The 23,597-nt window shown below is 38.6% G+C and carries 20 protein-coding genes and 1 other RNA gene; 8 read left to right on the top strand and 13 right to left on the bottom strand.

Annotated features, from left to right (window positions below; translation table 11 throughout):
* Positions 1–36: 36 nt before the first annotated feature.
* Positions 37–2,001, bottom strand: coding sequence for a DNA polymerase III subunit gamma/tau (dnaX, locus tag INT04_RS04210; protein ID WP_193014894.1), 1,965 nt, complete (start codon positions 1,999–2,001; stop codon positions 37–39).
* 250 nt (positions 2,002–2,251) lie between these two features.
* Positions 2,252–2,803: an adenine phosphoribosyltransferase gene (gene apt / locus INT04_RS04215; RefSeq protein ID WP_036932856.1), complete on the bottom strand. Its 552-nt coding sequence runs from the start codon at positions 2,801–2,803 to the stop codon at positions 2,252–2,254.
* 137 nt (positions 2,804–2,940) lie between these two features.
* Between apt and priC the strand changes: the two genes are divergently transcribed.
* Positions 2,941–3,483: a primosomal replication protein PriC gene (gene priC / locus INT04_RS04220; RefSeq protein ID WP_193014895.1), complete on the top strand. Its 543-nt coding sequence runs from the start codon at positions 2,941–2,943 to the stop codon at positions 3,481–3,483.
* 11 nt (positions 3,484–3,494) lie between these two features.
* Entirely contained in the window at positions 3,495–3,662 is a 168-nt protein-coding gene (gene rsmS, locus INT04_RS04225) for a pleiotropic regulatory protein RsmS (protein WP_193014896.1), read from the top strand.
* On the opposite strand, the gene mscK is transcribed toward rsmS, so the two are convergent.
* The 3 genes from mscK to acrR form a co-directional block, all read right to left on the bottom strand.
* Positions 3,659–7,081, bottom strand: coding sequence for a mechanosensitive channel MscK (mscK, locus tag INT04_RS04230; protein ID WP_193014897.1), 3,423 nt, complete (start codon positions 7,079–7,081; stop codon positions 3,659–3,661). The two genes, rsmS and mscK, sit on opposite strands and share 4 nt — an antisense overlap.
* A 126-nt stretch (positions 7,082–7,207) precedes the next feature.
* Positions 7,208–7,561: a DsrE/DsrF/TusD sulfur relay family protein gene (locus tag INT04_RS04235; RefSeq protein ID WP_193014898.1), complete on the bottom strand. Its 354-nt coding sequence runs from the start codon at positions 7,559–7,561 to the stop codon at positions 7,208–7,210.
* A 29-nt stretch (positions 7,562–7,590) separates the two neighbouring features.
* The gene (gene acrR / locus INT04_RS04240; protein WP_193014899.1) at positions 7,591–8,235 is read right to left on the bottom strand and encodes a multidrug efflux transporter transcriptional repressor AcrR; all 645 of its coding nucleotides are present in this window, start codon (positions 8,233–8,235) and stop codon (positions 7,591–7,593) included.
* A 124-nt stretch (positions 8,236–8,359) separates the two neighbouring features.
* On the opposite strand from acrR, the gene INT04_RS04245 reads away from it, so the two are divergent.
* The 4 genes from INT04_RS04245 (at position 8,360) to INT04_RS04260 (ending at position 13,958) form a co-directional block, all read left to right on the top strand.
* On the top strand, positions 8,360–9,553 hold the full coding sequence (locus tag INT04_RS04245) for an efflux RND transporter periplasmic adaptor subunit (RefSeq protein ID WP_193014900.1): 1,194 nt from the start codon (positions 8,360–8,362) through the stop codon (positions 9,551–9,553).
* A gap of 14 nt (positions 9,554–9,567) precedes the next feature.
* Positions 9,568–12,717: an efflux RND transporter permease subunit gene (locus tag INT04_RS04250; protein ID WP_193014901.1), complete on the top strand. Its 3,150-nt coding sequence runs from the start codon at positions 9,568–9,570 to the stop codon at positions 12,715–12,717.
* A gap of 628 nt (positions 12,718–13,345) precedes the next feature.
* Positions 13,346–13,708, top strand: coding sequence for an Hha toxicity modulator TomB (gene tomB / locus INT04_RS04255; RefSeq protein ID WP_193014902.1), 363 nt, complete (start codon positions 13,346–13,348; stop codon positions 13,706–13,708).
* A 46-nt stretch (positions 13,709–13,754) separates the two neighbouring features.
* Positions 13,755–13,958, top strand: coding sequence for an HHA domain-containing protein (locus INT04_RS04260; protein WP_006535062.1), 204 nt, complete (start codon positions 13,755–13,757; stop codon positions 13,956–13,958).
* Positions 13,959–14,312: 354 nt separating this feature from the next.
* Here INT04_RS04260 and ffs read toward each other — a convergent pair.
* An RNA gene (gene ffs, locus INT04_RS04265) (signal recognition particle sRNA small type) lies at positions 14,313–14,409 on the bottom strand.
* A gap of 334 nt (positions 14,410–14,743) precedes the next feature.
* On the opposite strand from ffs, the gene tesB reads away from it, so the two are divergent.
* Complete coding sequence (gene tesB, locus INT04_RS04270) at positions 14,744–15,619, top strand: acyl-CoA thioesterase II (protein WP_193014903.1); 876 nt, start codon at positions 14,744–14,746, stop codon at positions 15,617–15,619.
* Between the two features lie 42 nt (positions 15,620–15,661).
* Here the strand turns inward: tesB and amtB are convergent, their stop codons facing one another.
* The 5 genes from amtB to INT04_RS04295 form a co-directional block, all read right to left on the bottom strand.
* Complete coding sequence (gene amtB, locus INT04_RS04275; protein WP_193014904.1) at positions 15,662–16,954, bottom strand: ammonium transporter AmtB; 1,293 nt, start codon at positions 16,952–16,954, stop codon at positions 15,662–15,664.
* Positions 16,955–16,966: 12 nt separating this feature from the next.
* On the bottom strand, positions 16,967–17,305 hold the full coding sequence (locus INT04_RS04280; RefSeq protein WP_193014905.1) for a P-II family nitrogen regulator: 339 nt from the start codon (positions 17,303–17,305) through the stop codon (positions 16,967–16,969).
* Between the two features lie 235 nt (positions 17,306–17,540).
* Complete coding sequence (locus INT04_RS04285; RefSeq protein WP_193014906.1) at positions 17,541–19,328, bottom strand: SmdB family multidrug efflux ABC transporter permease/ATP-binding protein; 1,788 nt, start codon at positions 19,326–19,328, stop codon at positions 17,541–17,543.
* A complete protein-coding gene (locus INT04_RS04290; RefSeq protein ID WP_193014907.1) occupies positions 19,315–21,060 on the bottom strand; it encodes a SmdA family multidrug ABC transporter permease/ATP-binding protein in 1,746 nt (581 codons plus the stop codon). Before INT04_RS04290 ends, INT04_RS04285 begins: the two co-directional genes overlap by 14 nt.
* Positions 21,061–21,116: 56 nt before the next feature.
* Positions 21,117–21,578 carry an Lrp/AsnC family transcriptional regulator gene (locus INT04_RS04295; protein ID WP_036911686.1) on the bottom strand — a complete coding sequence of 154 codons (462 nt, stop codon included), beginning with the start codon at positions 21,576–21,578 and terminating at the stop codon, positions 21,117–21,119.
* Positions 21,579–21,736: 158 nt separating this feature from the next.
* On the opposite strand from INT04_RS04295, the gene queC reads away from it, so the two are divergent.
* Positions 21,737–22,435 (top strand): 7-cyano-7-deazaguanine synthase QueC, encoded by a 699-nt coding sequence (queC, locus tag INT04_RS04300; RefSeq protein ID WP_193014908.1) that lies wholly within the window; start codon positions 21,737–21,739, stop codon positions 22,433–22,435.
* 105 nt (positions 22,436–22,540) lie between these two features.
* On the opposite strand, the gene INT04_RS04305 is transcribed toward queC, so the two are convergent.
* Positions 22,541–22,945 carry an acyl-CoA thioesterase gene (locus tag INT04_RS04305; RefSeq protein ID WP_193014909.1) on the bottom strand — a complete coding sequence of 135 codons (405 nt, stop codon included), beginning with the start codon at positions 22,943–22,945 and terminating at the stop codon, positions 22,541–22,543.
* 251 nt (positions 22,946–23,196) lie between these two features.
* Positions 23,197–23,568, bottom strand: a complete 372-nt coding sequence (locus INT04_RS04310; RefSeq protein WP_226893971.1) for a ComEA family DNA-binding protein — start codon at positions 23,566–23,568, stop codon at positions 23,197–23,199.
* Between the last annotated feature and the right edge of the window lie 29 nt (positions 23,569–23,597).

A 23,597-nucleotide genomic window follows, 5' to 3' on the forward strand; every position in this document is an offset into this window, starting at 1 on the left:
AAGCCACACAGTATGAAGTCATACAACATGTTGCGATTAAACAGGTCGGATACTCTCTTCATCCAATTCAGCATCAAAATATTGCTGTAATGTTTGAATTGTTTTATCCGTAATAATCGATTGACGCGATAACGCCAATTTTTCATCATAAATGGCTTGTCGCCACTCCAACGGGGTTTTTACCGCTGGATTATCATCTTCTATAATTGTGAGTGAAATTGCTTTTTCATGCAATTCACTTAATGCATTTGTGAGTGTGCGTAATGCATTTGCTGAATTTAAATGTTTCTGTCTAGTTCGTAAATGCAAAATTACGTTTTCTTCACTTACCGTCTCTTTATACGCATTTAATGCCAGTTGTTGCACTAATTTAGGCAATGACATTTTGTCAATTTCAGCAGCCCACACATCCCTTTCTTGTGATTCTTTCGCAATTTTCGCGGCTAATTCCGGTGTTTTTTCATATTCAAGAACTTCTTTAATCTCTTTAGGTGAAGAAACCGTCTCTTGCGTTGACATTAATTCGGGATTTTGAGGTCGCCATTGATAGGCTTCTTTTTTCTTTTTTTCAGGTACATTAGACTGACGCTTAGCAACTTGCTGACGTCTTTCGCTCACGGCTGCTAGCCGCTCTAATGCACTAGCAGCCGGCTTAGCCTGATTAGGCGTCGCCGGTTCAGGCTTTTTTGGCGGGGTTTGTTGTTCTGTCCCCTTTATTGCCTGCCTTGCTCTTAAAAGTTGCGCCGCTGGGCTGTTACCTAAAGAGGCATTATTTTCTGCTGGCGACGAAGGTTGACGCGCTTGCTGTGGTGAATGATCCTGAGGCGCTGGGTATTCAGGCATTCTATTTGTGGGTAAAGACGCCGAAGGCAAGGTTTTTGCTAATGGGGCCGAAGGTATTTCATCAACCACTGTTTTAGGATGAAAAGCCAGTGCTCTTAATAGTGTCATTTCGACACCCATGCGTCTGTCTGGCGCATAAGAAAGTTCTTTTCGTCCAACTAATAAAGTTTGATAATAAAGCTGTAAGTCTTGTGGAGATACCGATTTAGCCAATAAACGCAAACGCTCTTGGGTAAATTGCTCTTGGGGATTTTCTTCACTTGGTAATAGCTGCAACATAGCGATTTGATGCAGTAATGAAAGCGTTTCAACCAAGAAGTTTTCCCAATCCGTTCCCCTTGAAGCCACTTCATTAACCAGTGACATAACCTGTTGACCGTCGGCTTTGACCAGTGCTTCAATCAGAGCTAAGGGTTGAGCATCATCAATCGTGCCAAGCATTTGGCTCACGACATCAGCACTCACAATACCTTCACCACTGGCAATAGCTTGGTCTGTTAGGCTTAAGGCATCTCGCATACTGCCATCAGCAGCACGGGCAATAAGTTGACGCGCCCTTACATCGCTTTCAATATGCTCTGCTGAAAGTACTTTTTCGAGTTGAGTGGCAATTTGGTCGATATCTAACGCACGAAGATGAAATTGCAAGCAACGTGATAAAATCGTCACTGGTAATTTTTGTGGATCGGTTGTTGCCAACAGAAATTTAACGTGCTCAGGGGGTTCTTCTAATGTTTTTAAGAGCGCATTAAAACTGTGGCGAGAAAGCATGTGAACTTCATCAATCAAATAGACCTTAAAACGTCCACGCGCGGGGGCATACTGTACGTTATCAAGGAGTTCACGGGTATCTTCTACCTTGGTACGCGATGCCGCATCGATTTCGATTAAATCGACAAAACGCCCCTGTTCTATTTCAAGGCAATTTGCACACTGACCACAAGGTTTACTCGTAATGCCCGTTTCACAATTGAGCCCTTTGGCAAATAACCGGGCAATAGTGGTTTTTCCGACACCGCGAGTACCAGAGAAAAGATAGGCATGATGAAGTCGCTGATGATCAAGACCATTAGCTAAAGCCGTCAACACATGACGTTGACCGACAACATCGTTAAAAGTTTGTGGGCGCCACTTACGGGCAAGTACCTGATAGCTCATTGATTCCGCTAAATTTGAACGAGATTTATCTCTATGCTAACACAGGGACGCCCCATTGAGCGAGATTTGTCAGAAACAAATGAGATATTGATGAAAAAACCATCAAACATTTGAAGTGTTAAGGGAAGAAGATCAATTGTGCGGGCCATGGATATTTATATATCACACCATAAATAATACAAAAGCGCCCGCACTCTTACTCACGTTTATAATAATGGCATGTACCGCCACATTTTAAACAGTGAAGATATTAATGTCCTGGAAAATCAACCAGTGTAAAGCTGTGAACACCTTGTTTTTCTAAGCGTTCGATACCGCCTAAATCAGGTAAGCAAATAATAAATGCAGCCTCTGTCACTGTCCCCCCTAAACGGCGGATAAGACGTGCAGTTGCTTCGATTGTGCCACCTGTTGCCAGTAAATCATCAACCATTAATACTTTATCTTTATCCGTAATGCTGTCTTTGTGGATCTCTAAAGTATCTGTGCCGTATTCCAAATCATAAGTTTCACTGAGCGTTTCGCGAGGCAATTTACCTTTTTTACGAACAGGAACAAAACCAACACCTAGGCGCAAAGCGACAGGTGCACCAAACAAGAAGCCACGAGCTTCGGTACCGACAACTTTAGTGATACCCTGACCTTGATAGTGTTCTACCAAGAGATCAATGGTTGCCTGATATGCAGCAGGATTATCCAATAATGTTGTGATATCACGGAACAATATCCCTTCTTTTGGATAATCTGGAATGGTTTCAATACTGTCTTTAATAAATTGCAGTTGTTGCGCGTTAGCAGTCATAATCAGTGCCATAATAAAAAACGAAACGATAGAATCTATGCAATATGCCGTTAAAATGCAACAGAAAGCCAGTTGACAGCTCTTTTTTGTTGCTTTAAGTCAATTCCTATTTTTATCAACACAGGGACAAGGATCCGATGAATAAACCCAATCCTTTAAGCTTGTTTAAAAAACAGATAGACAATCTTGCCGAAACACTTGCGCCTATTGCAAACAAAAAAATTGCAGCACCTTGCTTCGACACAGCACTGTTCCACCGCAGAAGTGACTCCCTTGGTGGCTATATGCAACAGATCCGCGATAATTTTACCCAGTTAACCGCTTGTGTTGAGGCACAACGTAGCCAGCAAGTTAAATTTCTGGCCACACAAATCCTACAACAAATTGAAGCATTAACTCGTGAATTATCGACACAAACTCTAAGAAAGCAAGAGAACCAGCTTACTCAACGAAAAAAAAGTGTCGATTTATACCAAAAACTTGCCCAACATCAGGATTATGAACGCAGATTACACGCCATGATCCAAGATAGAGAACTTTCATTAACACAAACACAAAGTTTTACACAACAACAAGCATTACAAAAAGAGATTGCTGCGCTTGAAAATCGTTTAGCACGCTGTAAAAATGCCTTATTTTCTATTGAAAAGAGTATTGAAAAACAAGAAGACAAATTTTAAAGGAACCAATAATGAGTTTAAAAGAAGCACCTGAATCCGTTCAATTAGCCGTTGATCTTATTTACTTACTTGAAAGCCATCATATTGATCCTAAAACAGCACTCGAAGCACTTGAGATTGTGCGCCAAGATTATGAAAAAAAATTAGCGTCACAATCCCTTCATTCATCCTGCGCTTAAGCAAACGGGGTATTCGCGTCTGGTGTTGAACCATCAAGAGGGCGCTTTATCTCTTGCACTTCATCACCTTGTTTATTATGCAAATACACATCCAGCTGGTTAAACGCAATATTGATATCGTTTTCATTACAAAGCTTATCAATGGCACGATTCACTTCATCAATTGCAATACTTCTATCGCCTAATGTTCTGACATAAAAACGTAAATCATGGTTTAACGTACTGGCGCCGAATTCAGTAAATAACACGACTGGCTCAGGTTCAGTCATCACTCTGGCATTCTCTTTTGCTGCTTTCATCAAGATTGATTTGACCTTATCAAGATCTGATCCATAAGCAACGCCGACCTGAATAATAATACGTGTCACCGTATCAGATAATGTCCAGTTAATAAGCCGTTCTGTGACAAACGCTTTATTAGGAATAATGACTTCTTTGCGATCAAAATCTGTCACGGTTGTTGCTCTAATTCGAATTCGGCTAACTGTACCTGAATATGTTCCAATAGTGACGGTATCCCCAATCCTAACTGGTCTTTCAAACAAGATGATCAAACCAGACACAAAGTTGGCGAATATCTCTTGTAAACCAAACCCTAACCCCACCGTTAAAGCGGCTGCTAGCCATTGTAGTTTTTCCCATGCTACACCTAATATTCCCAGTGAAACGATGGTTCCTATTGCAATAATAACGTAGGTTAAAATAGTTGTAATAGCGTAAGAGGCACCTTGTTGTAGTTTGATACGCGATAAGATTAATACCTCTAATAACCCGGGTAAATTTCGCGTCATAAACCAAGAGATCCCCATAATGGATACTGATAATAATAAATCTGCCACGGTAACCGCTTTAACAACATTTCCTAACTCAGTCGGTAAATTATAACTCCAGAGTGAAATGCCATCTAAATAGGTAAATACAGTAATAAAATCAGACCAAATACCATAAAAGCTAGATGCAAAGATGATAAATAAAATCATCGTCGTTAGTCTTAATGATTGCTGATTGATTTGTTCCATATCCATTGGCGGTTCTTGAATAGGCTCAAGGCTATTATCTTCACTCTCTTTTTTCTCTTTGAGCATAGCTTGTCGGCGCTCTAGTGCGCGACGATAAGCCAATCTTCGCGCCGCAACAGTTAACCCCCGTAAACTGGCATGGTAAGCAATAAACCACAACATAAGCAGATATAAGCTGTCAATCCAGCGATTCGCTAAACGTAGCGCAGTATAGTAATAACCAAAAATGACTAACCCCATTAAAATTAAAGGAGAGAAGGTTAATAAGGTGATCACAACCGTTCTAACAACATGATTCCCCTTTTCTTTCCATATTTCACGACAAAATGGTAATGCACAGAGGCTAATGCCAAACAGTGAAATAATCGCAACCAACTGGCCAATAACATCGCCCACCAGTAGCAATGGATTATTAATTCCATATGCAGAAAGTAGAATAATAGGGAACATCGGAAGTGATAAACGTAATAATCGCTTTCGATTTTGTTGAACACGCTCTACGGGGATTTTAAAATGCCTTACAGCCACACCATTGTCAGACATCAAACGATAAGACCATTCAAACATCAACCAAAATATGGCAAATTGCCAAGCAAAAGACCAAATAAACTCTTGTTGTACATTGAAGCTATTAATTAGCCAATATCCAATTGCTAAGACAAAACAAGACAGCGGTAATGTTTTTAGGAAAACGATCCCCAATGCCAACGGTGTATGTAGCTGTGAATCTTTATTAAGCTTATTAATATCAGCATTGAGTTTTTCAAAATCAGTGTCGAGTTTTTTACGTTGCCAAATAATCAACAAACTGAACAAAATAAGTGCAATAAGTACAGGAAGTGATTTCTTAGCCCCGATCAACAGATTTTCATTTGACCAATTAAGCTTAAAACCTTGGAATTCCGCAACGGCTTGTGTCGGAAATGCAGAAAACCAATTGAGGTTAATGGGTTTATTACTGCTCACCCAAAAAATTTGTTGAGCCAAGGTATTTTCTAATGAACTCACTACACTGCGTAATTGTTGTTGATCCATTTGCAGGTTAATTGAGCCTGATATTTGATTGCCTAATTGGTTATTAAGTTTATCAAGTAGTTCTCGACGAGCATCAACAAGTGTATCTAATACACTACGTAGCTCTTTTTGTGCATTGGCATCTGTTACTTCAGGGTGTGCCAATTCATATTCATGCATTAACTGATCAATATAAACAGTAGGTTGTATTATTTGATCACGTTGCTTATTTATTTCAAATTGTTCTAATCGTAAGTCAGCGATTTTATCGGGTAAATTATTGATAAAAATGCCGTCAGGTAAATCGACTTGCTCTTCAAATAAGATACGTGAAAGTAATAAACTCCCTTTTAATACATCAATTTGTTCTTTTAAATTTCGTTCAGATTGAATCGCTCTATCTAAGCGATTTTTCACCATTAAACTATGACGATTTAACTCATTATTATTCTGTGTTGTGACAATTAATTTATCACTAAGATGCTTATTGATTTCTGTTTGCGCTAAATAGAACGGATCATTATTAATGACTTGATTATCAAGCCCTGTACTTTGTGCTTCTTTGGCGGTTTCTTCTGAACTGTCTAGGCGTTTATCACTGATGGCTTCTTGAAGTAGTTGTGCATGTTCTTGTGAAAGGTCGATATACGCAGAACTATAATCACGTTGAAGTTGTAATAAGCTTTGTAGTTGCACATTAGATTGTAACGTTCGTTTTTGAAAATTATTTTGCTGTTGAAGGTAATATTGCTCTAATTGCAATAATTGTACGGCTGAAGGCCGCATTTGTGCTTTATCCGCACTGCTTTTATTCAATAACGTTCTTATTTGTTGCAGTCTTTCTGAATTATTAAATAAGACAGATTGCGCCCTTTCAGGTTGTGTTTGTAACACAATAAGCTCATTACTGTAATTCGCTAAATCATCTTGCGATTTTTGTAATGATTGTAAGACGATCTCTAATTGTGATTCTAATGTTGCTAACGGTAATGCTTCCAATGACTTTTGATAATCATTCGCTTCTTTATTAGCGACTTTTTGTTTTAATTGATTAAGTTGATATTGCGTACTGCGCAGTTTTTCGGGAAGTTGCTCTACCGTTTTATTGTAACTTGCTGATTTTTTTTCTAACTGTTGAATATTATCAAGTAATAAAAGAGATTGTTCTAAGTCTGCAATTGTTAATTTATCTTCTGCAGTTAACTCGCTACGTTTGTTTAATAAATTAAGTTGATTTTGAATACTTTCTTGGGTGGGTAAATTACTTGGCACCGCAGCTAAAACAGACGTAACCGAAAAACTCCAAAGAATAAGCGTAATAATAGTGACAGCAATGGGTGTCGTCATTCGATTATTGAATTGAGAAAAAAAAGTTTGTATCCGCATGATTAAGCAACTTGTTCAATTAATATTGAAAAACTGTTTATTAGTATAATCCAATTGCTTTAAATTGGCAGTGTAAACAGAACAAGTTGCTGGGTTTGTTTTTCGCCTGAGAAAACGCGAAATTGATCAGAAAGTCAAAATTTTATCTGCATCAAGCGTCCACTGAGCTAAATCAACCAACGTGCCTAATTCAGCGCCATCGACAAGGGGTAACTCACTGATACCTCGAGTATCTGTACATGTTTTGCATAATTTAACGGGAACATTTTGCGCCGTCAAAATCTCTAACATTTGTTGTAAGTTATAACCTTCTTTAGGCTGTTGACGCGCTAAAGCACCAGTAACAGCATCTGACATTAAAAAGAGATTTAATTGAGTTTCTGGATGCTGTTCTTTTAATGTAATAGATAAACGTAGCGCGTTAAATAATGACTCATTACCATAAGCCGCACCATTAGCAATAACTAATACCTTACTCATGAACGTCTTCCTTATGTTTAATAATAAAATTAAGAAGGTGCAGATATTCTCATATTTGCACTGTGCTTTATCATATCAATAAAGCTATCAACCAAATATTGACTTTCATCTTTGATAGAAAAACTTTCTGGTGAAAATAACCAATTTTCAGCAAGTCCTGTCATCATTGCGCGCAACATAATGGCGGCTCTTCTTAAATTAAGGTCAGCAGGAAGTTGTTTTTTTTCAACACAACGAGATAAAGAGTGTTCTATTCTAGAGTGATCAGCTGCACACAATTCTCTACGAATTTCAACAATTGGTGTCATTTCGCCGACAAATTCGCATTTATGGAAATATATTTCTAAAAGTGCATTATGTTTAGGATCTTCGACAATCGATGTCAATATGTAAATAAGCAATTCTCTTAATACAAATAGTGGATCATCTGGGTATTTTGTTTGATACTCTATTTCTAAAGATTCTATTTTTAAGTCGGTGAGTTCGCACGCTTCAGTAAATAAATCCACTTTATTTTTAAAGTGCCAATATATTGCGCCTCGGGTAACACCCGCTGCTGTGGCAATATCTGAAAGTGATGTGGCAGAAACGCCTTGCACAGTAAACAGCCTAAGTGCAGCATCAATAATCTGCTGTCTTGTCTCTTGTGCCTGCCGTTTAGTTTTTCGTGCCATTAATCCTCGATTTTGACTGAAGTTAATTTACATACATTCATGTATGTTTGTACTATACATCGCAACCAATCATCAACTTAATTATTTTTATCCCGGGAAACGACGTTTGAATAGAGGTTTTCTTATGCGAAAAAACAGAGGGGTTTTGCCTCTGGCTCTGTTAGTGCTATCAGGCAGCTTGGTTCTTGCTGGATGTGACGACAAAGCTAAACAGTCTGCTGGAGGTCCACCTCCTGCACCGGCTGTAGGTGTTGTGACTTTAGGAGCACAAGCTCTGACAATCACCACCGATTTACCAGGTCGTACATCAGCCTTCCGTATTGCTGAAGTTCGTCCTCAAGTTGGCGGCATTATTTTAAACCGCAATTACACAGAAGGTAGTTATGTTGAAGCGGGTACATCTTTGTACCAAATCGACCCAGCTATTTTTGAGGCAACTTTAAATAGTGCACAAGCTGAATTAGCAAAAGCGAAAGCAAATGCTGAAATAGCGCGTCTCACCGTGGAGCGTTACAAACCTCTGCTAGGGACAAACTATGTCAGTAAGCAAGATTTTGATACTGCAACATCGCAATACGCGCAAGCTATTGCTGCTGTTAAAGCAGCGGAAGCCGCGGTAACGACTGCAAAAATCAATCTTGAATATACAAAAGTAACGGCACCTATTTCAGGTCGTTCAGGTAAGTCAACAGTGACTGAAGGCGCACTTGTTGCTCCTGGTCAACAAGTTGCGCTGACGAGTGTGCAGCAAATTGATCCGATTTATGTCGATGTGACACAATCGAGTGAAGATTACCTGAAACTAAAAAATGAAATTGAAAGCGGTATTATTCGTCAAGAACAAGGTAAACCTATTGTTCATTTAACATTGACTAATGGGCAAGCTTACGCACAGAAAGGTCATTTAGAGTTTTCTGATGTGACTGTTGATGAAACCACAGGCTCAATTACCATGCGTGCTATCGTACCTAACCCGAAAGGGGAGTTATTACCGGGTATGTTTGTTCGTACTAAATTAGAAAATGGTGTTCGTCAAAATGCAGTTTTAATTCCACAACAAGCCGTTATTCGTACAGCACGTGGTGAAGCGACAACAATGGTTGTTAATAAAGACAATGTTGTTGAAGTTCGTACCATTAATGTGTCACAAGCTGTTGGTAATAAGTGGCTAGTAAATAGTGGTGTTCAGGCGGGTGACCGCGTTATTGTTTCTGGATTGCAAAAAGCAAAACCAAAAATGACGGTAACCGCTCAAGAAGAGAATTTAGATGAGAAATCATCACCTGAACAAACTGAGCCAGCTAAGAATCCTCAATAAGGAGTCGGTGATCCATGCCTAAGTTTTTTATAGATAGACCGATATTTGCGTGGGTAATTGCAATAATTACCATGCTTGCAGGTCTTCTGGCGCTCATCAAACTGCCTGTTGCCCAGTATCCAACGATTGCACCGCCCGCGATTTCTATCTCGGCGGTTTATCCTGGTGCTGACGCCACCACTGTGCAGAACACAGTTACCCAGGTTATCGAACAGAATATGAATGGTATCGATAACATGGTGTATATGTCTGCGACTAGTGACTCAGCCGGTATGATGAATATCACTCTGACCTTTGAAGCAGGTACTGACCCTGATATCGCGCAAGTACAAGTGCAGAATAAACTGCAACTTGCCATGCCGTTATTACCTCAGGAAGTGCAACAACAAGGGATTAGTGTTGATAAATCCTCAAGTTCATTCTTGATGGTCGCGGGTTTCATCTCAAATGACGGTTCAATGTCACAAGATGATATCGCAGACTATGTGGGTGCAACAATTAAAGACCCGTTAAGCCGTGTAACCGGTGTGGGTGAAACCCAGTTATTTGGTACCCAATACGCAATGCGTATCTGGCTAGATCCCGATAAACTGGTGAAATACAACATGACAACACTTGATGTTATTGGTGCAATTAGAGCGCAAAATAACCAAGTGGCAGCAGGTCAATTAGGGGGTACACCTCCTGTTCCTGGTCAGCGTTTAAACGTATCAATTATTGCCCAAACCCGACTCAATAACGCAGCTCAGTTCTCTGATATCCTGATGAAAGTCAACACTGACGGTTCGCAGGTTAAGTTAAAAGATCTTGGCGTTGTTGAAATGGGTGCTGAAAGCTATAGTACCGTTGCTCGCTTTAATGGCCTACCGGCTTCAGGTATCGGTATTAAATTAGCAACCGGCGCTAACGCATTAGATACCGCAACGGCTGTACGTGCTGCATTGGCTGAGATGGAGCCGTTTTTCCCTGCTGGATTAGAGATTGTCTATCCTTATGACACAACGCCTTTCGTTAAAATCTCTATCAACGAAGTAGTAAAAACGCTTGTTGAAGCGATCATGCTGGTATTCGTAGTTATGTATCTGTTTTTACAGAACTTCCGTGCTACGCTTATCCCAACGATTGCAGTACCCGTTGTATTGTTAGGTACCTTCGCCATACTTTCGGCGTTTGGTTATTCGATAAATACCTTGACGATGTTCGCGATGGTACTTGCCATCGGGCTTCTGGTGGATGACGCCATCGTTGTGGTAGAAAACGTCGAACGTGTTATGCAAGAAGAAGGCTTATCGCCGAAAGAAGCAACACGTAAATCCATGGGACAAATCCAAAGTGCGTTGGTCGGTATCGCCCTTGTACTTTCTGCGGTATTTATTCCAATGGCATTCTTTGGTGGTTCAACAGGTGCGATTTATCGTCAGTTCTCTATCACCATCGTATCAGCAATGGTTCTGTCTGTTTTCGTTGCATTGATTTTAACACCTGCACTTTGTGCAACAATGTTAAAACCCGTGCCAAAAGGCAGTCATGGTGTGCAAACAGGTTTCTTTGGTTGGTTTAACCGTACCTTTGAAAAGAGTAGCCACCACTATACTGACAGTGTATCCCGTACGCTTCGCGGTACAGGCCGTTACTTGCTCATTTACGTTCTATTAGTCGCGGGCATGGCGCTGATGTTTATTCGCCTACCTGCATCGTTCTTGCCTGAAGAAGACCAAGGGGTATTACTGACCATGGTTCAGTTGCCTGCAGGTTCAACACAAGAACAGACTCAAGGCGTATTAGAAAGAGTTAATGACTACTTCAATACTGAAGAAAAAGAACTCGTTAAATCTGTCTTTACCGTAAGTGGCTTTGGCTTCGGTGGTCAAGGTCAAAATATGGGTCTGGTCTTCGTTGTATTGAATGATTGGGATGAACGGAAAACGGATGAAGACAAAGTTCCAGCCATTGTAGGCCGTGCCAATAAGGCATTGTCGCAAGTTAAAGAAGCCTTTGTTTATTCCTTTAACATTCCAGCAATTGTTGAATTAGGTTCTGCGGGTGGTTTCGAATTCGAGTTAGTTGATAAAGCTAACCTCGGTCACGAAAAACTCATGGAAGCACGAAATCAGTTACTGGGTCTGGCTGCGCAACAACCTCAAATGTTAATGGGTGTGCGTCCTAATGGTCAGGAAGATACTTCTCAGTATCGCCTGTATATTGACTTGGAAAAAGCACAAGCTCAAGGTGTTGCTATTAGCGATATCTATTCAACATTAGGTACGATGTTTGGTGGTAGCTACGTTAACGACTTTATCGACCGCGGTCGTGTTAAGAAAGTTTACGTTCAAGCAGGCTCACAATTCCGTATGTTGCCACAAGATATTGGTAATCTTTATGTTCGTAACAATATTGGTCAGATGGTTCCATTCTCATCGTTTATTGATACCAGTAAAGATCCTTGGTTATACGGCTCTCCACGTTTAGAGCGTTATAACGGTTTACCTGCAGTCCAAATTCAAGGTAGTGCAACACCGGGTCAAAGTAGTGGTGATGCAATGCTAATGATGGAAGACCTCGCCAGTAAATTACCAAGTGGTATCGGTTATGAATGGACAGGAATGTCATATCAGGAGCGTTTATCTGGTAACCAAGCGCCTGCGCTGTATACCATTTCCTTGATAGTGGTATTCCTCTGCCTTGCTGCTCTTTATGAAAGCTGGTCAGTACCATTCTCAGTCATGCTTGTGGTTCCTTTGGGGGTTATCGGTGCGCTGTTGTTCACCACATTCCGAGGCCTTGAGAATGACGTTTACTTTAAGGTTGGGCTCTTAACAACCATTGGGCTATCGGCGAAGAACGCAATATTGATTGTTGAATTCGCCAAAGACTTGATGGAAAAAGAAGGAAAAGGACTCATCGAAGCAACGTTAGACTCCGTTAGAATGCGTCTACGTCCAATTCTAATGACATCACTGGCCTTTATGTTAGGGGTTATTCCTCTAGTATTAAGTAATGGTGCGGGTTCAGGTGCACAGAACTCAGTAGGTACTGGTGTATTCGGGGGAATGATCGCCGCGACTTCACTTGCTATCTACTTCGTTCCTATTTTCTTCGTTGTGATCCGTAGACGATTCGCGAAGAAAAACGAAGATTTAGAACATCCAAGTAATTCACATTAATTAGTGTGAAAATAGAAAAGGCCGCTTTCGCGGCCTTTTCTTTATCTCTTGATATATCGTTTTAAATGAAGACTTATCTCAGTCTGTTATTTTAAAAAATATCTCTTTAATCAATAAATCTCTTTTCTTTTTTTCTTATATATGATTTTTTGTCAAAATCAAACAATACTGTTATTTATAAATAACAACGATAAATATGCCTTATTTACATGCTTAAACATTCAAAATGTAATAAAAATAAGGATAATCATGATGTTAAATAAAATGTTCCTCAACTGGAATTTCTTGTTTTTTACGAAAATAGACAAAATTCTGTTGTTCAGATAGTGACTTATGCGATAATAGTGCTATATTAAGCAAAGAAGCACTTTACTGTATAAATTTTAAACTCATTTGTATGCAATTGAACATTTGATATTGTCTTTCGATATGCTATTACTTTGTTAGAAATAATAAATATAATTATTAAACTCTTTTAGCATACAAGTAAATATAAATGCCTATTTTCAAATTTATGTTTTTTTATTAATCCATTAATGAATTATGTGATGTATCCCATTAATAAGTTCAACTCTACGTATTTATCATTATTAATGAATATTTTCTATTAATTCAGCCACGATAAGTTATGGACGAATATTCACCAGAAAAAGTAGATTTAGCTGAATTGTCGTTTTTATGTGAAGAGCTATTACAGCAAGCGCTGGGCTCGTTAGATAAAGGCGATACCGTTTGGCACAATGATCTGAGTAGCACAAAAAGCGTTGACCTTAATGTCTTAATTGAACACATTATGGGCTTTAGTTGGAAGTTTAAGATTAAGTATCCAGATAAACAGGTCATTAATACTCTTATAGAAGAGTATCTTGAAGAGACATATCGCTTATTTGGTAATACATCAATTTCTTACTCAGATATCAATAATTGGAAAGAGTTAAATCATTCACTTTTAACACTTATTGCCAAAAACCCAAAAAGTTATATTAAGTAAATTTAATTATCTTTAGTTTTATTTTAAATAATAGAGAAAAGACAACATGACTAAGACAGACTATCTAATGCGTTTAAGAAAATGCACTTCAATCGAAACATTAGAACGAGTGATTGAAAAAAATAAATATGAACTTTCTGATGATGAACTTGAGCTGTTTTACTCAGCTGCGGACCATCGTTTAGCCGAACTTACTATGAATAAGTTATATGATAAAATCCCAGCATCTGTTTGGAAATTTGTAAGATAATTTCGTTCTATTTAATTACCTTCGTTTTATTTTTGCTATTTTTATTTTTTATAGTAGTAGGGTTGTTAATTCTTAATTTAGATATCGTTTTATTCACGTTTTCTTATCAGTAGAATGATTACACACCATCATGCCGTTAACTTATTACGGCATGACTGCACTGCTTTACTCAACTTTTCTTCCCATTATAAATATCATCATTAATTTTCTTATAATGCATCGATACATTGAATCTATTATTTTCTATATGAACAATATTAATATTCAGAGTCGAAAAATAACACATATGATGAGTAAATATAGGGAATGTAAATAGAGAAAGATAAACTTTAAGGAGCTAGAAATTGGGTGGGGCCTTGCCAGCGACATCCCGGCACACGCGATACCTGCCATGGCTGCTTCCTTCCGGACCTGACCGAGTTAACAAGTTAGCGTTGCGGGAGAACCAACAAGACCCCATAGATTGTCTTATTGCTAAGACGTCACGCATTATGTTTTAAACTCACCAAAATAGCAAGGACAGTGAGCCTAAGTGATGATTAATTACCCAAATTAGCATTATCTTTTACTCAACAACCTCTCACGTTTTTCCCCCACCTCATTTACCCATCAATGAGACCCAATTTCATTGGTTAAAAAGCAATAAGCTTATAAACTAAAAAATAAATATTCATGCGTCATTAGGCGCAATTTAAGATAAAAAGGGAGATTGTTTTTTTATCTTTCTTAGGATTGTATATAATCAATTCTATAAAAATAACCCGATCTAATGATACAGGTACACTATGAGTCAGGCATTGAAAGATCTCATCAATTTGATGGCGCTTGAAAAAATAGAAGAAGGTCTATTTAGAGGTCAAAGCGAAGATTTAGGATTACCTCAAGTTTTTGGTGGGCAAGTGGTAGGCCAAGCGCTGTGTGCAGCAAAACAGACTATTGCAGATAATCGCTATATCAACTCATTTCATAGCTATTTTTTGCGCCCAGGTGATAGCCACAAACCTATCGTTTATGACGTAGAATTTATTCGTGATGGCGGTTCATTTAGTACCCGTAGAGTGAGTGCTATCCAACAGGGTAAACCTATCTTTTATATGACGGTCTCTTTTCAAGAGTTCGAAGAAGGTTTTGAGCACCAAGATACAATGCCCGACGTACCATTTCCTAATGAACTCATCCCACAAGATGAAATTCTGAAAAAACTCGCACCTAAATTACCTGAGCCTATTAGATCGTTAGCATTACGAGAACCCCCCTTTGAAGCACGCCCGGTGCAATACTTTAGTCCTTTTGGCTACGCTAAAGCACCAGCCGAGCGCTATGTTTGGTATCGTAGTCGTGGTGAGATGCCATCAGATCCTTTCTTGCATCAATACTTGCTCGGTTATGTTTCTGATTTTGACTTTTTACCCACTGCTCTCCAACCTTACGGCTTAGGCTTTATGGATCCAAGCCTTCAAGTTGCCACTATTGATCATTCAATGTGGTTTCATCGCCCATTTCGCATTGATGACTGGCTACTTTATGTGATTGAAAGCCCGTCTGCATCAGGAGGGAGAGGATTTGTTAGAGGTAAATTCTTTAATACAAACGGTCAGTTAGTGGCCTCTTCTGTTCAAGAAGGTGTTATTCGCCAAAAACGGACTAAATACTCTAAATAATTTACTGATATATTCCCCCCTCAAAAGAGGGGGAATAGACAATTACTGCTGATACGCCCTTTCACCATGAGTGGTTAAATCTAATCCATCATGCTCTTCTTCTTCAGAAACACGTAACCCCACCAATTTATCTGAAATTTTAAAACCGATATATGCCACAATTCCCGACCAAACAACGGTGATCGCAACGCTTATTAACTGAATTAACACCTGTTTACTTAATGTCATACCATCGCTGTATCCCACGCCACCTAAAAAAGATGCAGTAAACACTCCCGTTAATAAACAGCCTGCGATACCACACGTGCCATGAATACCAAAAACATCACAAACATCATCTGCTTTTAACCAACGTTTTAGCGTAACAACGCCCCAAAGCCCAATAATTCCACCAATAATGCCAATAAATAACGCGCCCATCACGCCAACCGTACCCGCAGCAGGTGTAATTGCCACCAGCCCAGCAATACAACCTGAGCAACTGCCTAACATGGATGGTTTTCCTCTCGTTAACCATTCTGAAACAGTCCAAGAAAGCACGGCGCCTGCTGTTGCAACAACCGTATTTAAAAAGGCTAAAGCGGCGATAGCATTTGCGCTCCCTGCTGAGCCTGCATTAAAACCAAACCAACCAATATAAAGTACGGCTGTCCCCGTAAACACCATTGGTAAATTATGAGGCTTAAGTGCTACATACTGATAATCACGCCGTTTCCCCAGTAAGTAAGCACCAACAAGAGCTGCAACTGCTGCATTGATATGAACAACCGTTCCTCCGGCAAAATCTAGCGCACCATCATCAATTAACCAACCCCCTTCCCCCCATACCATGTGGGCAATAGGAATATAAGAAAGCGTAAACCAAATAACCGTAAAAATAAGCAGAGCAGAAAATCGGATGCGCTCACCTAATGCACCAACAATTAATGCAACAGTGATAACGGCAAAAGAACCTTGAAAAGCAATATGCACATATTGGTTAATTACCCCTGACAACGAATCCAACGAAACATTATTTAAAAAAGTAAGTGACCACCCACCCCAAATTTTATTACCTGCAGTAAATGCCAAACTGTAGCCAAAGATAATCCAAAGAATGACAATGACACTAAAGATCATCATCACTTGTGTCACCAAAGAAAGCACATTTTTGCTTCTCAACAATCCCCCATAAAACAAAGCAATACCAGGTATCGTCATAAAAAAAACGAGTGCGGTGCATATCAGCATAAAGCCATTATCTGCTTTATCAATAATCACTGTTTCAGCAGCAAACGCAGATGAAGAAAAGTATGTAAGCACTAACATTAAGAATAAAGAAAGTAAGTTTTTCATTGAAATTCTCCTTTAAAGTGCTTCATCACCAGACTCACCCGTACGAATACGAACAGCCTGCAATAACGCCAAAACAAAAATTTTTCCATCACCGACTTTGCCTGTATCTGCTGCTTCCATAATAGTTTGTATAACGGGCTCAAGTTGTTCATCACAAATAGCGAGTTCTATTTTTACTTTAGGGAGAAAATTGACTTCATACTCTGCACCTCTATAAAGCTCTGCATGTCCTTTTTGTCGTCCATATCCTTTAACTTCACTGATTGTCATCCCTTTTATTCCTAAATCAGAAAGTCGTTCTCTTACCTCGTCTAATTTAAATGGCTTAATAATGGCGATAATATATTTCATATAAACCTCATCGATGTTAGAAAGAACAAGATTTATAGAGCAAAAGACATGCCAATTTTTAATTGATTGATACTTAAAGAAAAATAAAAAAAATCAAGTTATAATAATTAAAATCATCACCATATTGGTGCAAAAAATACACTATTTTGATAAAAGTGAGATAAATAGAAAGCAAAAAAAGAGCACATAAAATTTATGTGCTCTTTAAAAAAAACAGATGTTAATTTTAAGATAATTAGTCTACTTCAGCAGGATTTTCTACTTGTAAGGACTCTCTAACTTGCTGCAATTGATACATATTATAGTATCGCCCTTTTTGTGAGAGTAATTTAGCATGATCCCCCTGCTCTACAATTGCACCACGATGAAGCACCACAATTTCATTAGCTTCAATAATGGTAGACAGTCGATGTGCAATAACAATAAGTGTCGTTTTCTCTCTCACCACTTTCAATGCTTTTTGTATAGCTTGTTCTGTTCCTGAATCAATATTTGCCGTTGCTTCATCAAGAATAAGAATACGAGGCGGAATTAATAATACACGCGCTAATGCAAGAAGTTGTTTTTGCCCTGCTGATAATCGATTCCCTTGTTCGCCTAATTCAGTCTGTAATCCTTTAGGTAATGCTTTAACCCACTTATCCAGTTGCACTGTCTCTAATACTTGCCATAAATGCGACTCATTGCATTCTCGGCCCAACGTAATATTGTCATACAGAGAACCGGATAATAAAACGGGATCTTGTTGTACCATTGCAATACCACTGCGTAATGCCGCGTGAGAATAATCTTCTAGTGGTTGCCCATCTAAAGTGATACTCCCTTTTTGCCAAGGGTAATTTCCCATTAACAAACTTGCTAATGTACTTTTTCCACTTCCAGTATGCCCAACAAATGCGACAAAATGGCGCGCAGGAATAGCTAAATTGATCGCTTTTAATACCCATTGCTCATCACGATAAGCAAACCAAAGAGAATTAACATCGATATTGCCTTGAGTGATAGCTTGAGATGATGAGCCATAATGTTGTAAAGGGGCGTCCATCAGTTCAAAAACACGTTCACCAGAGACAACGGCCTGCTGCAAAATAGATTGTTGAGAGGTCAGTGTGATCAAGGGTTCATTTAATCGCCCTAAATAACTAATAAAGGCATATATAACCCCAACACCAATGACTGCACTACCTTGATAGCCAAATAGCATCAATAAGCCACACAAAACTAATGCAGATAGCATACTCAATAAAGGACGTAATAATAGTCCATCGAGTTTCAATGCTTTCATACGAGCTTGATAATGTTGCCAGCTATCATCAGAGATATTTTCGCCAAATCGAGCTTGTTGCCTAAATTGCTGAATCACTGACATACCATTAATGACCTCATGAAAGCCGTCATTAATGTTTGCAAGAAAATGACGTACATTACGCACTATCGGCGTACTGAGTCGCTGATAAAGCATCATTACACCAATAACAGCAGGAAAGATTGTCATTGCCACTAGGGCCATTTGCCACTCTAATAAGAACATGGCAATCAACATAACAACGACTAAAGCAATAGCACGGAATAATGTCGGTAATACGTTAACAAACAAGTCTTTAATTGTTTCGGTATCATTTGTAACACGAGAAATTAATTGCCCCACAGGTTGATTATCAAAAGCACTTAATGGCTGTTTTAGTGCCGCACTCATTACATCTGTACGTAATTGTTGTACAACGCCCACAGCGGCATGATTAAACACAATCGCCTGATAATAGTGAAGTGTTGCGGCAATTATTTGCAATAAAATAAAAGCCAGTGCTAAACCTAATGAGGACGTCAATTCAACATTATTGGTCGCGACTTTTGCATCAATAAAATAGCCAACAATTAATGGGCCGCCTACTTCAGCCACGGCGGCTACCCACAACATAACGACACCCCATGTCATCGGTTTGCGATAGGCTTTACCGTAAGTTAAAAGACGCTTTAATGCAGGAAATAGCGCTTTAACGGATTTATTTTTACTCATCGTCATCCAGCGCTGCCTCTAGTTGCTGATAATGGTACATATCCTGATACCAACCTGGTATTGAAATTAATTGTTGATGTGTACCTTGTTCTATAACTTCACCTTGTTTTAGGACTAAAATATTTGTGGCACCCACTAATGCAGATAAACGATGTGCGCTGATAATCAACGTTCTATCTTTTCGCCATTGTGATAAATTTTGTAAAATTTGATATTCAGTTTGTCCATCAACCGCAGACAATGCATCATCTAACAACAAAATTTCAGCATCTAATAGCAGTGCGCGAGCAATAGAAATACGCTGTTTTTGTCCCCCTGACAACATCACACCTTTTTCACCAACTTGCGTTTGGTAACCTTCAGGTAAACGTAAAATATCATCGTGAATATTTGCCAATTTGGCGACCGCTTCTATTTCATCTTTTGTTGCGTCAGGGCGACCCAATGCAATATTTCCGGCAATAGTATCTGAAAATAAGAAAGGTGTTTGATTAACCACCGCTAATCGTGCACGCCATGCATCCAGTTTTAATTGATAAATAGGTACGGATTGAAAACAAACTTCACCATCAGTGACATCATAAAGTCGTTGAATGACAGAAAGTAGTGTGCTTTTACCACTGCCGGTTACCCCACAAAGACCCAGCATATTCCCTGGCGATAAAGTGAAATGAATATTTTTAAGCACATCCGTCGATTGTTCAGGATACTGAAAACGCTTGATATCAACAGATAAAACACCGCGACCTTGTTTTGGTAATAATTCACCATCAATCATATCCAGTTTTTCGTTCAACAAACTGTTAATTCGACTATAAGCCGCACTACCACGTTCAACAATATTAAACATCCATGCTAACGCCAGCATAGGCCAAATCATTTGTCCTAAATACATCACAAAGCTGGTTAATTCACCTAATGTCATCTTGCCATTAAGAACAAGATAACTCCCTCCTGCAACAGCGATTAAGTTAGCAAAGCCGATCGCCATAAAAATAGTCGGATCAAATAACGCATCAACTCTTGCGACACGCATATTCTGTCGCCCAGTTTCTTTTGCTACGTCATCAAAACGAGAGGCATGTTGTTGCTCTAGCCCAAATGATTTGATCATACGAATACTGCTTAGGCTTTCTTGTGCTTGATTATTCAGTGAAGAAAAAAGAGCTTGAGCGGTTTTAAAGCGACTGTGTAGTTTGTCTCCATAGCGCTTAATCAAAATTGCCATTAATGGCATAGGTAACAATGAAATTAATGTCAATTCCCAGCTTAGTTGGATACTCATCATGACAAGCACCGCAAGCCCCATGACCATAGAATCCACTAAAGTCAGTACACCTTCACCCGCAGCAAAGACAACTTTATCAACATCATTTGTCGTACGTGCAATTAAATCACCAGTACGATAACGATAATAGAAAGAGGAAGATTGTTGATTCAATTGTTGGTAGATCTGCATCCGCAGTTTTACCGCTAATTGATAAGAGGCACCAAATAGCCAAAGACGCCAAAAATAACGCAAAAGATAAACCGCGAGGGCAATTAAGACCATCACGCCAACCCAATTCATTACTTGACTAAACGACAGACTATGGTTATCGACACCATCCACAATGATCCCAACAATCTTAGGTGGGATCACTTGTAATACTGCGATAACCATCAATAAGAAAATAGCACCGACATAACGACGCCATTCACTGAGGAAATACCAACTGAGCTGTGAAAATAGAGCCACGCCTTAAATCCTAAGGTTATACAAAAAATAAAAGTGCCAGTTGGTAAAGATGAACCTTATTCAGGTATCGGCATTGCCGTTGTGTATTTAATTTTTTCCATTGCAAAGTTAGAAGTCACGTCAATAAGGCCTGGTACACCATTAACCATACGCTTATAAAACAAGTCGTAACTTTTCATGTCTACCACTTCAACATGCATTAGATAATCACACTCACCCGCCATTCGATAGAATGTCAGTACTTCTGGCATTTGCTTAACAAATGAAACAAACTGTTCGTACCATTCGCTGTTGTGTTGCTGTGTTCTAATCATAACAATAACTGTCAGCCCTAGCCCGATTTTTTCACTATCAAGCAATGCAACACGCTTACGAATATACCCTTCATCCTCAAGTCTTTTCAATCGTTTCCAGCAAGGCGTTGAGGTTAGGTTAACAGCCTCCGCCAAAGTATTCAGTGAGAGGCTTGAATCTTCCTGTAATAGCGCTAATAGTTTACGGTCAATCTTATCCAACATAGATACTCCTTCAAAATATGCCCCTACAAAAAATAATGATAACCTGCCCCTAACTATAAGAGTAATCATCTAATGATAAATCGGTAATAAATTGCCATAATATATGTACTTTTATGCGTACTAACCCTTACGAAAATTCAATATTCAGGAGTATTCTGATGAAAAAAACGGTCGTTGTCTTTAGTGGTGGACAAGATTCGACAACTTGCCTTATTCAAGCAATAGAAAAGTTCGACGAAGTTCATTGCATCACGTTTAATTATGGGCAACGCCATAAAGAAGAAATTGAGGTAGCACAAAAAGTTAGTCGATCACTAGGGGTAACTGCGCATAAAGTTTTAGATGTAAGTTTACTCAATGAACTCGCTATCAGTAGTTTAACTCGCGACAATATCCCTGTTCCTGATTTCAAAGAAAGTGAACAGAGTGATATTCCAAGCACCTTTGTCCCCGGAAGAAATATTCTTTTCCTCACTTTAGCAGCAATTTATGCTTACCAAATTGGGGCTGAAAGTATCATTACAGGTGTTTGTGAAACTGATTTTTCTGGTTATCCTGATTGTCGTGATGAATTTGTTAAAGCGTTGAATCATGCAGTCAGCTTAGGTATTGCACGTGATATTAAATTTACCACGCCATTGATGTGGCTAGATAAAGCCGAAACTTGGGCTTTAGCTGATTACTATAAAAAGCTAGATTTTATACGTCATGAAACCTTAACTTGCTATAACGGTATTCAAGGTGATGGTTGTGGTGAGTGTGCAGCTTGTCATTTAAGACAACGCGGGTTGAACACCTATTTAGAAAATAAAACGCAAATAATGCAGTCTATGAAACAAAAAGTTGGATTGAAATAATCTTAGAGTATGCAGTGATAACTCACCAAGTATTATCACTGCATAAAATACGTTTAAATGACCTTAATAACGTTACGTTTATCCATCATGGGGTATTTATAGGTATTATGATGATTGGCGGACATACTCAAGTTTTTCTCTTAATTGATCGGTAAGTGTTAGCGCTTTTTTTGTATTAATATCAACAAGAACAAAGGTAACCAATGCATCAGAAATAAGTGCACCATCATTTTTTCTGACTATTTTTTGAGATAGCACACCACTTTTCACCCCCACTTCAGCAATGTCACAATCAATCATCAATTCATCACCTAAATTTGCTGGTAAGCGATAATTAATATTGATATTAGCAACCACCAAGGCTAAACCGTTACGTTTAAACCAAGAAAAATCTAAATGTTGCTCAATCCAATCCCATCGAGCCTGTTCTAAAAACTCAAGGTAACGTGCATTATTCACATGTTCAAAAACATCTAAATGAAAGCCATAAACTTTAATTAATGTACTCATATCAATTTATTACCTCTTGATTATTCTAATAAACTTTTTATAAAGTTTTTTTGCGATACCATAAATATAGCCAAGAAAATAAATTTAGTAATTTCTGATATAGATTTATCGCATTTTCTTTTAACAAAGAAAATGTGAAGAAAATGTGTTTCTCTTATCAAAATAAAAATCAAAGAGAAACACAGGAATTTTCAATCAATATTCATGTTGTTACTATCACTTATACTCAATATCGTATAAGAATGAATACCTTAATTAATAACAATAAAATCTCGATTTTGATCAACTAATTTCATTCCTATACCAAACACTTTTTCAAGTTCATCGATAGAAGTAAAACGCCCTAACTGTTCGCGATAATCAATAATGGCTTGCGCTTTTGCTTTTCCTATCCCTTTTAACCCCATTAATTCATCTACTGTTGCCGTATTTAAATCAACTTTACCTTCTGTATTTGTTTTGACTTCTTTAATACCACTATCAACGGATGTACTAGCTTCAATAGAAACCGTTGGTGTTGAAGTGGGTGTTTCTTCTGCATAAGAGAAAGGAGAAAGTCCTAATCCCAAAGCAAGGCAAAGAGAGGCCATAAAACCTGACAACATTTTTTTATCCATCTTCATAATCATAATTTCCTTTTATTCAATAATTT

Origin of the sequence: Proteus sp. FME41, from assembly GCF_014897315.1 — a bacterium.
Classification (GTDB): Bacteria; Pseudomonadota; Gammaproteobacteria; order Enterobacterales; family Enterobacteriaceae; genus Proteus.